Source organism: Paenibacillus silvestris (genome assembly GCF_009882985.1).
Classification (GTDB): domain Bacteria; phylum Bacillota; class Bacilli; order Paenibacillales; family NBRC-103111; genus Paenibacillus_E; species Paenibacillus_E silvestris.
The window spans coordinates 43,852-56,098 of the sequence record NZ_WTUZ01000004.1 but is presented as its reverse complement, the minus strand read 5'-3'; the positions used below and the strand labels follow the sequence as shown (position 1 = coordinate 56,098).

At 48.3% G+C, this 12,247-nt stretch carries 14 protein-coding genes; 4 read left to right on the top strand and 10 right to left on the bottom strand.

The window, feature by feature from the left end; genetic code table 11:
- Positions 1-156: 156 nt before the first annotated feature.
- From GQF01_RS35820 to GQF01_RS01295, 4 genes are all read right to left on the bottom strand, one after another.
- Positions 157-462: a hypothetical protein gene (locus GQF01_RS35820; protein ID WP_202555968.1), complete on the bottom strand. Its 306-nt coding sequence runs from the start codon at positions 460-462 to the stop codon at positions 157-159.
- Between the two features lie 266 nt (positions 463-728).
- Complete coding sequence (locus GQF01_RS01305; protein WP_161405001.1) at positions 729-1,352, bottom strand: MBL fold metallo-hydrolase; 624 nt, start codon at positions 1,350-1,352, stop codon at positions 729-731.
- Positions 1,353-1,374: 22 nt separating this feature from the next.
- Positions 1,375-1,941: a thioredoxin family protein gene (locus tag GQF01_RS01300; RefSeq protein WP_161404999.1), complete on the bottom strand. Its 567-nt coding sequence runs from the start codon at positions 1,939-1,941 to the stop codon at positions 1,375-1,377.
- A 113-nt stretch (positions 1,942-2,054) separates the two neighbouring features.
- Positions 2,055-2,654, bottom strand: coding sequence for a DedA family protein (locus GQF01_RS01295; protein WP_161404997.1), 600 nt, complete (start codon positions 2,652-2,654; stop codon positions 2,055-2,057).
- Between the two features lie 261 nt (positions 2,655-2,915).
- Here GQF01_RS01295 and GQF01_RS01290 point away from each other — a divergent pair, with 261 nt between their 5' ends.
- Together GQF01_RS01290 and GQF01_RS01285 are read left to right on the top strand one after the other, a co-directional pair.
- A complete protein-coding gene (locus tag GQF01_RS01290; RefSeq protein ID WP_407945386.1) occupies positions 2,916-3,278 on the top strand; it encodes a cupredoxin domain-containing protein in 363 nt (120 codons plus the stop codon).
- A gap of 109 nt (positions 3,279-3,387) precedes the next feature.
- Positions 3,388-3,705, top strand: coding sequence for a dehydrogenase (locus GQF01_RS01285; protein ID WP_161404993.1), 318 nt, complete (start codon positions 3,388-3,390; stop codon positions 3,703-3,705).
- Positions 3,706-3,773: 68 nt separating this feature from the next.
- Here the strand turns inward: GQF01_RS01285 and melA are convergent, their stop codons facing one another.
- Positions 3,774-5,072, bottom strand: coding sequence for an alpha-glucosidase/alpha-galactosidase (melA, locus tag GQF01_RS01280; protein ID WP_161404990.1), 1,299 nt, complete (start codon positions 5,070-5,072; stop codon positions 3,774-3,776).
- Positions 5,073-5,216: 144 nt separating this feature from the next.
- Here melA and GQF01_RS01275 point away from each other — a divergent pair, with 144 nt between their 5' ends.
- Complete coding sequence (locus GQF01_RS01275; RefSeq protein WP_161404989.1) at positions 5,217-6,080, top strand: AraC family transcriptional regulator; 864 nt, start codon at positions 5,217-5,219, stop codon at positions 6,078-6,080.
- Between the two features lie 685 nt (positions 6,081-6,765).
- On the opposite strand, the gene GQF01_RS01270 is transcribed toward GQF01_RS01275, so the two are convergent.
- The 3 genes from GQF01_RS01270 to GQF01_RS01260 form a co-directional block, all read right to left on the bottom strand.
- Positions 6,766-7,059 (bottom strand): Dabb family protein, encoded by a 294-nt coding sequence (locus GQF01_RS01270; RefSeq protein WP_145667347.1) that lies wholly within the window; start codon positions 7,057-7,059, stop codon positions 6,766-6,768.
- A 142-nt stretch (positions 7,060-7,201) separates the two neighbouring features.
- Positions 7,202-7,891: a Rossmann-fold NAD(P)-binding domain-containing protein gene (locus GQF01_RS01265; RefSeq protein WP_202555966.1), complete on the bottom strand. Its 690-nt coding sequence runs from the start codon at positions 7,889-7,891 to the stop codon at positions 7,202-7,204.
- A 221-nt stretch (positions 7,892-8,112) separates the two neighbouring features.
- The gene (locus GQF01_RS01260) at positions 8,113-8,910 is read right to left on the bottom strand and encodes an RDD family protein (protein ID WP_161404987.1); all 798 of its coding nucleotides are present in this window, start codon (positions 8,908-8,910) and stop codon (positions 8,113-8,115) included.
- Positions 8,911-9,009: 99 nt separating this feature from the next.
- Between GQF01_RS01260 and GQF01_RS01255 the strand changes: the two genes are divergently transcribed.
- Complete coding sequence (locus GQF01_RS01255; RefSeq protein ID WP_161404984.1) at positions 9,010-9,984, top strand: stage II sporulation protein M; 975 nt, start codon at positions 9,010-9,012, stop codon at positions 9,982-9,984.
- On the opposite strand, the gene GQF01_RS36800 is transcribed toward GQF01_RS01255, so the two are convergent.
- Both GQF01_RS36800 and GQF01_RS01245 read right to left on the bottom strand, forming a co-directional pair.
- Positions 9,979-11,376, bottom strand: a complete 1,398-nt coding sequence (locus GQF01_RS36800) for a DUF58 domain-containing protein (RefSeq protein ID WP_161404982.1) — start codon at positions 11,374-11,376, stop codon at positions 9,979-9,981. The genes GQF01_RS01255 and GQF01_RS36800 overlap by 6 nt on opposite strands.
- The gene (locus GQF01_RS01245; protein WP_161404980.1) at positions 11,327-12,247 is read right to left on the bottom strand and encodes an AAA family ATPase; all 921 of its coding nucleotides are present in this window, start codon (positions 12,245-12,247) and stop codon (positions 11,327-11,329) included. Before GQF01_RS01245 ends, GQF01_RS36800 begins: the two co-directional genes overlap by 50 nt.

Sequence of the window (12,247 nt, the reverse complement as noted above, 5' to 3'; positions counted from 1 at the left end):
AGATGAGGGGATCAAATGTGACGCTATGTTGTGAAAAAATGATACTACTTTGCGGTTCACGCTTGAGTAAACATCTGGGAACAAAGCATGTACCGCATCGTCATAAAAAAATAACCCACACAGGTTACCCTGCCGTGGGTCGAGTGAATGACTCTCTTAATATTTACAAATACAACGTGTAATAATGACAAGCAAAATGAACAGAACAAGAATGCTGCCTACGTTGTTGTTAGGGTATGCGCAAACTTTGGCTACTGGCGCTACGGCTACTGGTTTAGGGAATACAAACGAGGTTTGTTGGTACGAAGCATGCAAGTGAATGTCATTGTGAACTGGTTTGTGGTGCATAATAGGCGCCGGTGGCGGTGCGACTGGCATCGGCATTGGCATTGGCATCGGGGCTGGCATAGGCATCGGAGCTGGCATCGGTGCAATTGGATACGTTGGTTTTACAAACTCCATGGATGGAGCACCTCCTTAGAATATTGAAGCTTAACAATTAGGTTGTTATCGTTAGGGTTGGGTGAATAGCTTACAACATCAGTCTATGGGGGAGCACCTACCACGAACACGGTAAACACCCAGTTCACCCAAAAATGGTTACGTATCATGGGCGAACGAGCCTCCTGCATCAGCCCGCTTGTACCAGGCGAGAGTTCCGAGCAACCAGCAGGCGCAGACAACAAAAAAACAGCGGTCAGGAAAGCAATCCCGACTCGCTGTTTCTTCTACACATATGGATTATTATCTTTTTCAAAGCCAATCGTTGTTTTACCGCCATGCCCCGGATAGACGATCGTATCGTCCTCGAGGTGGAAGAGCTTATCCTGGATAGAGTCCAGCAGATCGTTATTATCCCCGCCAGGCAGATCCGTTCGGCCTACGGACAGCTTGAACAGCACATCGCCACTGAACAAGTATTTGTCGTATAGGAAACTCACGCTCCCTGGGGAATGACCTGGCGTATGAAATACTTGGAGTTTGATGCCCAGAAACTCCAACGTTTGCCCTTCATCCAGCGCGAACTCGGCCGGATCCGTCTCAATAAGGACCCCCAGTTCCGGCCAACGAGTGGAACCGTTTTTCTTCGGATTGGTCAGCCAGTCGGCTTCCAGATCATGAATGTAAACGGGACACTTTTTGAGCTTGCGAATTTCATCAACGCCGCCAATATGATCGAAATGCGCGTGTGTCAGAAGGATTGCTTCAATGTCTAAGTCGGCAATCTTCTTAATTAGCGATTTCGGGTTCATCCCAGGATCGATAATAATACCCTTTTTGGTCTCCGGATCTGATAATAAATACGCATTCGTGCTAACGGGTCCCAAAACAAATGTTTCTATGTTAATCATATGCCCTCACCTTAGCATTCACTTAGAACGACTCGATTAAGTCACGAAGTTCCTTCACGATAACAGCGTGGTACCCGTTACCTTCACCATATTGACGACCCATTTCGGCTCTGGCTACTTGAATTTTTTCGTTATAATCTGGCGCTTCGCGATCTGGATTTTCTTGTTTGAACTGCGTCATGACCGCTTGAACCTTTGTCGGGCGTGGGCCCCAATGTCCAAGTACAAAACCGCCAGTATCTGTAAACACAACGACTGGAATCGAACGGCCGCCACCTGTCAGGAATTGATCGATTACGTCGTAGTTTTGCTCCATAATCAATACTTCTACAGGCACACCGCTGTTTTCAAGCGCTTTGAATACGACAGGCACGTTGCGAACAACATCGCCACACCAGTCTGCAGCAATAATGACACAGCGCAAATCATCACGATTGTTTAGGGAATCGAAATATTCCTTATCCTCTTCATTGTCCCATGCAAACCCGTTGTAGTAATCCAAAAATTTGTCTTTATTCTTCTCCATGCTGTCAATGAATTGCTGTGGCTTCAAGCCAGTGCGCAATTTGCTTGCAAGATTCGTACTCATCGCTACTCATCCTCCTAATATAGGGATCATTGAATCTAGATCAAAGTCCCTCCATTTTCGTGATTCTTCCTTATTATTGTAACAAATTGAACCGAATGCGCAAATCCAGATCGCTAAACTTTCGCTTTTCTTTTCAAATAGAATTGATAACCCACATACAAGAGAGTTAAAACAATCGCTGCAATAATTAATGGTTTTATGTACGGCCCTGCGATTTCATCAATCGTCTCCCAGTTATCTTTGAGTTTCATCCCCAAGTAAACATAGAGAAAGGAATAAGGAATTAGTGCTAAACCTGTGTACAGAGTAAACTTGCCAAGCGGCATTTTGGCCATACCACCCGGTAGAGATATAGCGTGACGGACGATAGGAATGAATCTAGCTGTAAAAATCATGCCCGTGCCATAGCGGTTGAACCACGCTTCAGCCACATCAATATGATGCTTGCTGATCAGCAAGTATTTGCCGTACTTCTCCAGGAAAGGTCTGCCACCATAGCGTCCGATCCAGTAAAGCACGATTTGGGCTAGTGTCCCGCCGATTACCGCGCAAACAATGGCACCAAAGAAATTAATTTCACCTTTGGATACCAAATAACCCGCATAGGCAAGAAGCAGCTCGTTCGGAATCACTTCCAGCATTAGTCCGAGGAAAATCCCCCAATACCCAAGCCCTTCCAAGTAAAGCAAAACACTGTGAATCAACTCACCCATTCATGAACCCTCTCTCCCTCTATGATCCATCCGATTTCTACCCTCCATTCTAACACAGACGGGCTCTCATCAACCAGTTTCACCCACTTATTGCGCAGGGAGATACGAAAGAATATTCATGTGCTGACAAGCCTCTGCATAAAATGTACAAGTATGTTTGTACAGGAGGCGGGCCCTATGTCCCAAGTATGGATTATTAAGCGCAAGCATCTCTATCTGGCAGCCGTCGTTCTGCTGCTGCTTCTCTCGGGTGTTCTCTATATGAACCGTGGAAAAATCGTGCCCACACTGGCTGAGCCTGCGCCCGAAAGAACCATTCAAATGGTTGTAGGTGAGTTCAAATCGACCACCAAAGATGGCAAAACGATTGAAGCCTATCGCTGGGATCCCGGCACTGTTTTCATCGAAAAAGGGGAACGAATCAAACTCAGTATCTACGGCGTCAACGGTGAAAGCCATCCTTTTCTCATTGAAGGACTTAACATTAGCGGTGAAGTCAAAAAGGGAAAAGAGACTATCGTTCATTTTACAGCCGATCAAGAAGGCACATACCGCATCATTTGTATGACACATGCCGATATCGCTCATAGCGGACCTATGATTGGCTACCTGGTAGTTGATTAACGATCTTTTACGGCTGTGCCACACAACTTGGGCTCCTTAGCTTCATGTCCCGAGTGGCTCTACGCCCACTCCATGCATACAAATAGCATAGAGGAGTGTGGATACAGCGATGATCAATAACAAACAAGGTGAAAAACATAAACAGCAATTCCCCAACGCCCGCAGCATTCGAAGAGCCTGCAGCAAGGAGCTATACCGGACTGTGAAACGGTTGAAAATATGGCTGTCCCTGGAGCAAATTAAGGAGGCCGAGGAGCTTTATGTGAAGAAGGTCATGCTCAATCTGCCCTTCATCGTAGAAAATGGTTCTAACCGCAAGGCGCTTTCAGACTGGTTTGACATTAACGTAGGACCTGAACTTGCTCCCATTTGGAAAGTTGAGTTGGAGGTTCTAAATCATGCGTTTCGCGACGCGTTTGGCGGCTGAAACAAGAAAAAGAAGGTCATGGGTATGTCAGACATACGCCATGGCCTTCTTTTTTATCGATATGCTTCTTAGGAGAACTCAGGCAGCCAACTGCCATGCGCTTCAATTAACTCGTCGCACATCGCGACAATGTCATCCATCGACAGCTCAGCTGACGTATGCGGATCAAGCATTGCTGCGTGATAAATATGATCACGTTTGCGTGTAATAGCCGCTTCAATCGTCAATAGCTGCGTATTGATGTTCGTGCGGTTAAGCGCCGCAAGCTGTGGCGGCAGATCGCCTACATACGTTGGTGTAACCCCGTTACGGTCAACCAAACAAGGGACTTCCACGCACGCTTCGCGCGGTAAATTCGTAATTAAGCCGGTATTCATCACGTTGCCGCCGATTTTGAACGGAACATCTGTCTCAATCGCTTCGAAAATGTAGGAGGCATACTCATGAGAACGCGCATGCGTCAAATTCGTATCATTCACGAGATCCTCGCGCATTTTCTTCCAACGGCTGATCTGCTCGATACAGCGACGTGGATACTCGTCAAGCGGAATGTTGAAGCGGTCAATCAGCTCCGGATAATTCCGTTTGATGAAGTACGGATGATATTCCGCGTTGTGCTCGGAGGATTCCGTAATGTAATGACCGAATTTCAGCATCATTTCAAAACGGACCATATCCTTATGCTTTTCCTTCTGTTTCTCGATCGCCCGTTTCTTGATTTCTGGGTACAGATCGACGCCATCTTTCGTTACCTCAAGCAGCCAAGCCATATGGTTAATGCCTGCAATTTTGGCTTTGACGCCTTCCTTCTCCATGCCAAGGCTCTTGAACAGCTCAGGAATACAGGCCTGTACACTGTGACATAGACCAACGGTGCGAACACCGCCATACGTGTTCATAACATTTGTTAATACAGCCATCGGATTCGTGTAGTTTAGGAACAAAGCATCTGGGCATACCTCGCGAATATCTGCTGCGAAATCGAGCATAACCGGAATCGTCCGCAGATTTCTAAAAATACCGCCAATCCCAACTGTATCTGCGATCGTTTGTCTCAAACCATACTTTTTCGGAATTTCAAAATCCGTAATCGTACATGGATCATAGCCACCTACTTGAATGGCATTAACAACGTATTTTGCACCTTTCAATGCTTCCTTGCGGTCGGTATACACATGAATGACAGACGTGCTGCCGCTTGTTTTTTTGATGTTATTCAGCATGTTGGCTGAATCCTGCAAACGTTCGTGATCAATATCGAAGAGAGCGATTTCAAAGCCTTGCAGTGCGGGAGTCATCAAGCAATCGCCAAGCACGTTTTTCGCAAAAACAGTACTTCCTGCACCTAGAAAAGTAATTTTGGACATGTGTGGATACCCTCCAATTTGTTGTCGTTTTCCTATCTTCACTATAACGCAGGAAGCTTTGGAAGCATATGGATTGAACGAACTCCAATATGGACATTTGTAGTTTATTGAGGTACGCTTAGAATAAAAAATTCCGAGGTTTATATGAGTACGGAGCATACCTATTTTACCGTCAGCATTAATCCGCATGAGAGCAATAGCGAACTTTCTGTGCTTTTTAGCGGCGAAGGAAAACCCATTGCCCTACACAATACAGGTCCTGGTGTCCACGATTACTATCTGGTTCACACTGTGCATTCAGGTAACGGCACTTTTGAGATGCACAACCGCACCTACCACTGCACAGCAGGCGACACGTTCATCATCTACCCTGGGGAGTTGTTCCGATATACAGCGGATGCCGAGAATCCTTGGCATTATTCATGGGTCGCTTTCACGGGGTATGCAGCAGGCGTAATGCTCTCTCAGATCGGCGTTTCCCCGCAAAATGCCGTCATCACGGGGAGCGTCCCCCGCTCCATGCGTCACTACTACCGCCGAATCCGCTCCAGCTTTCAGCAGTCGATGTACCCGGCGCTGGAGGATATGGAAGCGGCGGGCTGGCTTCGCCTGCTGCTTCGCGAGCTTGGCCGGGCAGGTGCTCACCAGGTGAAAACCAAGCCTGCCACCGAAACCGAGATCCAGCGGCAAGTGAGTCAGGCAGTCCGCTATCTAGAGCTGCAGTATACGCAAGTCGTCTCCATCGAGCAGCTCGCCCGGACACTGGGCTATCACCGAACGTACTTGTGCAAAATGTTCAAACAGGCCACAGGCCTCGCTCCCATGCAGTACCTATTCAAAATCCGCATGGAACGCGCCAGGCAGCTTTTGGAGACGGCCATGACCATCGACCAGGTGGCCTCGTCTGTCGGCTTCAACGACGCGCTCTATTTCTCCAAGCAGTTTCACAAATGGAGCGGCAGCGCCCCTTCGGTGTACCGGAAGGAGCTTACGGGTAAGGGGAGCTAAATAGTTGGGGGCGAGCAGACGACAGTGGCTCGCCCCTTTTTGGCGTGCTGGGGGGAACAGTCTGGTTACTCCAGAATGCTGCTGGGGAGAGAGAGTATCTGGTTTCTGCTGATTGGTGCTGGGGAGAGAGAGAGTAGTCTGGTTACTGTGGGTAGCCCCCATCGTTTTTTTGTTCGCAAGGGAACTACAGGGCGTTATTCCGCCAAAATAGCCGGATATTGGAGAATTGCGGAACTACAGGGTCCTATTTGGCCAGAAAACCCAATATTGGGGTTAATTCGAACGAAATAGCGGACCATGGTTCCCCCTAATTAGTTCATGCCCCTGTAATCTCGAGAATAGCGGATCATAGTTCCCCCCGCTAGTCTTCATACAGCCAAAAAGGGCTACCCCATAGGTCCTCCTGACCTTTTGAGATAACCCTTTTTGCACTTTGTAGCATCGTTAATATTAGATGGAATTAATCCTGCTAATTTACAGCATATCATCGCCGCTCGACCATATAACAGGAATTTCTCCCGCTAATCAGCCACTGTGAGCCGGATTATGAAAATAATGATTGCATTAGCGGTACTTTTTCCAGTTATTCGTTGAATCCACCGTTCAAAGGAAGAATTAACTTGAGTTTTTCCAGTTAAAAGGTAAATAAGTTGCCCCATTCCCATCGGACGAGGGCATCGCGCTCTTAAATCTCAATATCAACAATCAAACTATCCTCACGGCCTACCTCGCGAATATATGCCGCAACCGCTTGGTGCTCCGGATTTGGACCATATGCTTCAAGCGCTGCGCGATCCTCAAATCGAACCGACAGAACCACTTGGTATCCTTTATTTTTCTCTGAAAAGTTAATGCCAGCTTGAATATCGACGATTCCCGTCAGATGAGGGCGAAGCGCTTTAAAGCGGTCAACAACTTCTTGAAGCTGCTCCTGCGTTGTTGTTTCTCCGAATTTTACCAGTACAATATGATCGATCATCGTATAAACCCTTCTTTCCCCAAAACAATTTTGGTACGTTTATTTGTAACGTCTTTCATCATATCAGGAAGGAGATGGCTCGTCGATATCCACGGTCGGAACACTTCGGCCCCCTCCCAATCTTCCCAACGAAAATAGTCCTCTACTTATCAGCCAACTCAGCAATTCGGTCGGACAATATCACATGGGCACCTGCCTCACCTGTCTGGGCGCAAGCTATTAATCCAGCAGCAATCTTGCTCGCTTGAATGGGGCGATACTTCCGAAGCCCGCCAATCATAAGCGGGGAAACTACTCGTGAAAAAATGCTTCCCAGCTGATCACTTACTCGGACCTCATCCCGATCCCCCAGGATCAGAGAGGGACGAAGCATATAGAGTGAGCGAAGGTTCAGTGACCGCAGCCCCTGCTCGACATCGCCTTTTACCCGATTATAAAATATCGAAGAAGCACTACTTGCTCCCATCGCTGTCACAATAGCAAAAACACTGGCCTTCCCCTTGCCAGCGATCTCACCAAGTTTCATCGGATATTCGAAGTCTACTTTGCGAAATTGTTCTTGGGAACCAGCTTTCTTAATGGTTGTCCCCAATGCGCAAAACACGTGAGCACCTGCCATAGCAGCGATAACTGAAGGGCCTAGATCAGCATCTAATTGGCTGTAGTCTGTTTTCACTTGGACCAACTTCTCGCTCCCCCGAAGATGACGGACTTGGATGTCCCTGCGAACAAGCGCAATAATTTTGTCGTACTGAGCGTCCTCCTGCAGCAGCCTGATCAATTCTCGGCCTACTAACCCTGTACCGCCCGCTACTATAGCCGTCGTTCCCATACCGCCACTCCTTCAACTCGCATGGATAGCCAATCAACGATTCAATGCCGTGCCGTATTTCGTACCGTGTCATGCTGTTCCTTGCTTGCCTAGCTCTGTCTGGTCTGGTCTGGTCTTGCTTTGCCACGTCTTGCCACGTCTTCCCATGTCTTACCATGTCTTACCTTGCCATGTTTAGTCTTACCTTCCCATGCCATGCCAAGCCCACACCCTGCCCTACCTCACACTTCCCAATCCTCGCGCAGAATCTCATAGAGCTTGACCAAGAACGCAGAAGCATCGTGAGCAATCGCAGAATCCTGATCTAATTTTATCGCAAAATAGTGTGCAATGGGAGCAGCCAGCTCTGCTAACTTCGCGTCATACATGGTAGGTACTCTCTCAACCCAAGCCTGCAGCAGCTGCCAGTCCTTAGCCGTAATGCCCTGTCTGAGAGCCTCCTCTATGTGAAGCGCAATGTCCGGATAGTTCTTGCGAGCGATCGCTTTTTCAAGCTGTTTTCGCCGTTTGACCCGTTCAAATCGCGCTTCAATCACAACCATCGTTCCAGCTACCATATCGCCAACCCGCTTATCCTTCGAGCTTAAGAACATGCTGAGCATCCCGACGAAATAGAAAGCAGGCAGGATATCCAGCAAACGAAACAGATTGCGAATGATTATGGATAAAAGCGTAGCCGACTGCCCATTGTTTTGAATAACGCGCATGCCTAATCTTCGTTTCCCCAATGTCTGACCGCCCATAAAAGCTTCTGAACAAACAAAATAACCCAAATTCAACAAAATCCATAAAACGATGGTAATGGCTATCAGATAATCCGCAAGGTCAGGCAGCCAACTGCCCGAATATAACCTGCTTACCAAAATAACGAACACGAACAACAGCCCATTTACGATTAATAAAATAAGGCTATCCAATAGATGCGCTACCGCCCTGCTGCCAATTCCGGCAGTTTGAAATTGCAACTGCACCTGCTCAGGGGTGATGACCGTCACTTCTTTATCCAGAGACTCGTTCATAGCATCTCCTTAACGTTGCATAATTATGGTAATTTAAGACTTTCCTATGATAAAATGAACAGATTATGCTAGAGCTAGTTAAACGCTTAGGAGGCTTTTATGGACATCTCGCGCTTCATTCGAGAACACAAATCCCAATGGACGGAGCTAGAGCAGCTGCTGCTTCAGCTAAATAAGAGAAAACGCAGCCTGCAGGCCAGTCATGTGAACAGATTTACTGAGCTTTACAAGACGGCTTCAGCGCATTTAGCCACACTCCAAACTCATTCACCCGCAGATGAAACTACCGTCTACCTGAATCATCTGGTCTCACAAGCTCACAATACAATGTATAAAGACAGCCATACAAGCAGCACCCAGATGAAGGAGTTTTTCCTTCACTACTTCCCTTCGCTGATCCAGGCAAGAAGCCTGTTCGTCGGCTTTGCTTTTGTCCTTTTTCTGCTTGGAGGCTTGCTCGGCTTCCTATCCATCTGGCATGATCCGCTCAATCTGGCCTTCATTATGCCAGGTGGGATGGCCGAGAATATCGATCCGTCCAAAACAGCCGATCCCCGAGGCGACCTGCACTCACCGCTGATCTCCACGGCTATTATGACGAATAATATTCGAGTCGCCGTCCTCGCCTTCATCAGCGGGATCACGCTTGGCATCGGAACCGTCTATCTCATGATCAGCAACGGTCTTATCGTTGGTGCCTTAGCTGCTATTTACATGCAATCCGGTAAAAGTTATGTATTCTGGGCGTACATTTTGCCGCACGGTATCATTGAGCTTACCGCTATTTTCATAGCAGGCGGAGCTGGTTTATATATGGGCTACCGCTTCTTCGTACCAGGACCTTATCCGCGCAAGCTGCGTTTTCTGGAGTCGGCCAAGGAATCCGCCCAGCTCCTGATCGGCACGATTCCGTTATTCATCATCGCAGGGCTCATTGAAGGATACATTACACCTTCCACGCTGCCTCTCGAAATGAAATACATCATCGCAGGCGTAACTCTGCTGCTCCTCGCGTTATACTACGTTTATGGCATTCGCAAACGAACGAACAATAGACAACAATTAACGCTATAAACGATCACGAGCTTTCAAATCCAAATAAGCATTAACAGCGCTAAGCGTAAGCTGGTCGGCGGGGACATCCATCACAGGAATGCCTCTGCCGGCCATTTCGTTTACATAAGCGGTTCGGTCTGTCGTAAACTTGTGGGCCATACTCATCTTATAAGCCTGCCGACTATCCTCAGCGCGAACACGAGCCCACTCATGAATCAGCGGGTCCTGCAACGATAGGAGCAGCACTTGATGGCTTTTGCGGAGCCGCTGCACATAGGGCAGCATTTCTTGATTGTAAAGGTAGCTCTCCATATCCGAAAATAGGACGACAAGCGAGCGCTTTTTCAGAAAACGCAGCACATGTGCGAAAGCGATCTGTGTGCTAGATTCAACAAAGTCCGTTCTCAAGTCATACACGGCCCTCGTTAATGCTTGCAGATGAGGAAGTCCTTTTCCTGCCGGCACATACACTTTGACCTTGTTGGAGTAAGCAATTAATGCTACTTGATCCCCTTGCTTGAGCGCTACAGCAGCCAAAGTCAGCGCAGCTTCCAAGGCTCTGTCCAGCTTCACTTGCCCTTCCAGCTCAATGGCCATCTGCCTTCCGCAGTCCAGCACGATGGTAACAATCTTCCCTTTTTCCGGTTGAAAAAGGTTCGTCATCAGCTTCGTCGCACGCGCCGACGCTTTCCAGTTGATAAGCCGGATGTCATCCCCCTGCACGTAGTCACGGATATAGTGGAATTCGGAGCCGCTGCGCTGCTTTTTAAACACTCGATGGCCTTCTACTATTAAAACGTCCTGAACCGCGTTAAGCACACCTCGCACCTGAGACAAGTCCGGATAAATCTCAATGGTATTTGAGGAACTCAGAAGCAGCTGCTTCTTCCAAAGTCCCATACCTCCGAAATAGCGCAGATACACGTTCTCAAAACCATACCGACCTCTCTCAGTAGCCGTCGTTGTATAGCCGAAAGCAGCTGATTTCCCTTGGAAGATGCCGCTTAATTGACTGCTTTCCAATTGAAATGTGTAGGGTAAATGATCCATAAGCTCGACGTGCACAGCAGATCGCTCCAAACCCAAGCCCAATTCCAAATCCAAACTCCCAAGCTCCAGACTCACCTCAAAAGTGTTCCTCACATCCGCCTGTTCAGGGAGAATTCTACGTATCTTCCAGCTGCTGCGTTTGGGAAGCAAAAGGAGATCAATCGCGCTCAGTACAAGTAACAGTGCATTGAAGCTCCAAAAAACAGGCAGAACCGCACCAAAAAGGGCGGCAATCAGCATGCCGGCTGCACCAATAAGGACCAAACCAATGAGCCTTCGCGTGGGCAAAATGAAATCGTGGAAGAAGGTTTTATCTAGGAACCGGAATAGAGCCGAGCGTTTCTTGAATGATTTGGTCACTCGTTCCGCCCTCCAGTTCCGCTTGCGGTGTCAACAGCAGTCTGTGCCGCAGTGCAGGCCGCGCGACAAGCTTAATATCATCTGGCGTGACATAGGTCCGGCCATCCAATAGAGCCCATGCTTTACTTGCCATAAGCACAGCGATTCCTGCACGGGGACTAGCTCCTAGCTGGATTTTTTTGGACTCCCGGGTTTGGCGAATAAGCGTTGCGATGTAGGTGTATAAGGAGTCCTCCACCACGACATCCGTCAGCTTGCGCTGCCATTCCATTACCCGATCAGGGTTCATTAAAGCTTGAAGAGGCTCCTCTAGATGCTGGTGAAACGGCACATGCCCACGAAGAATGGCAATCTCAGCTTCTTCGCCAGGGTAATCGAGCACCAGCTTAAACATGAACCGGTCAAGCTGCGCCTCCGGCAGCGGATAAGTGCCTTCGTACTCGACGGGATTCTGGGTCGCAACAACAAGGAATGGATTAGGAAGCTTGTACGTATTCCCCTGAATCGTCACCTGCCTCTCCTCCATCGCTTCAAGCAGCGCTGCCTGCGTCTTCGGCCCAGATCGGTTAATTTCATCGGCCACAAGCACATTCGTGAAGATCGGACCTTGAATCGTTGTAAACGAATGGTCCTGCATGTGATAGATCACACTGCCTGTAATATCTGCAGGCATCAAATCCGGTGTAAATTGAATTCGGCGGTATTCCCCGCCAGATAGTTCCGCGAGGGTGCGCGCCATCTTCGTCTTCCCGAGGCCCGGTACTCCCTCAAGGAGGACATGCCCTCCAGCTAATAAGGCGGTTACAAGCAGTCTGGTGTTCAGCTTTTGGCCGTACACGCGCTGCTCCATGGCTTGTATCAGTTCATTCAT

Excerpts from the sequence above, each read along its gene's own strand:
- GQF01_RS35820 (WP_202555968.1), bottom strand. The coding sequence starts at position 462 with ATGGAGTTTGTAAAACCAACGTATCCAATTGCACCGATGCCAGCTCCG.
- GQF01_RS01305 (WP_161405001.1), bottom strand. The coding sequence starts at position 1,352 with ATGATTAACATAGAAACATTTGTTTTGGGACCCGTTAGCACGAATGCG.
- GQF01_RS01300 (WP_161404999.1), bottom strand. The coding sequence starts at position 1,941 with ATGAGTACGAATCTTGCAAGCAAATTGCGCACTGGCTTGAAGCCACAG.
- GQF01_RS01295 (WP_161404997.1), bottom strand. The coding sequence starts at position 2,654 with ATGGGTGAGTTGATTCACAGTGTTTTGCTTTACTTGGAAGGGCTTGGG.
- GQF01_RS01290 (WP_407945386.1), top strand. The coding sequence starts at position 2,916 with ATGAACCGTGGAAAAATCGTGCCCACACTGGCTGAGCCTGCGCCCGAA.
- GQF01_RS01285 (WP_161404993.1), top strand. The coding sequence starts at position 3,388 with ATGATCAATAACAAACAAGGTGAAAAACATAAACAGCAATTCCCCAAC.
- melA (WP_161404990.1), bottom strand. The coding sequence starts at position 5,072 with ATGTCCAAAATTACTTTTCTAGGTGCAGGAAGTACTGTTTTTGCGAAA.
- GQF01_RS01275 (WP_161404989.1), top strand. The coding sequence starts at position 5,217 with ATGAGTACGGAGCATACCTATTTTACCGTCAGCATTAATCCGCATGAG.
- GQF01_RS01270 (WP_145667347.1), bottom strand. The coding sequence starts at position 7,059 with ATGATCGATCATATTGTACTGGTAAAATTCGGAGAAACAACAACGCAG.
- GQF01_RS01265 (WP_202555966.1), bottom strand. The coding sequence starts at position 7,891 with ATGGGAACGACGGCTATAGTAGCGGGCGGTACAGGGTTAGTAGGCCGA.
- GQF01_RS01260 (WP_161404987.1), bottom strand. The coding sequence starts at position 8,910 with ATGAACGAGTCTCTGGATAAAGAAGTGACGGTCATCACCCCTGAGCAG.
- GQF01_RS01255 (WP_161404984.1), top strand. The coding sequence starts at position 9,010 with ATGGACATCTCGCGCTTCATTCGAGAACACAAATCCCAATGGACGGAG.
- GQF01_RS01245 (WP_161404980.1), bottom strand. The coding sequence starts at position 12,247 with ATGAATGAACTGATACAAGCCATGGAGCAGCGCGTGTACGGCCAAAAG.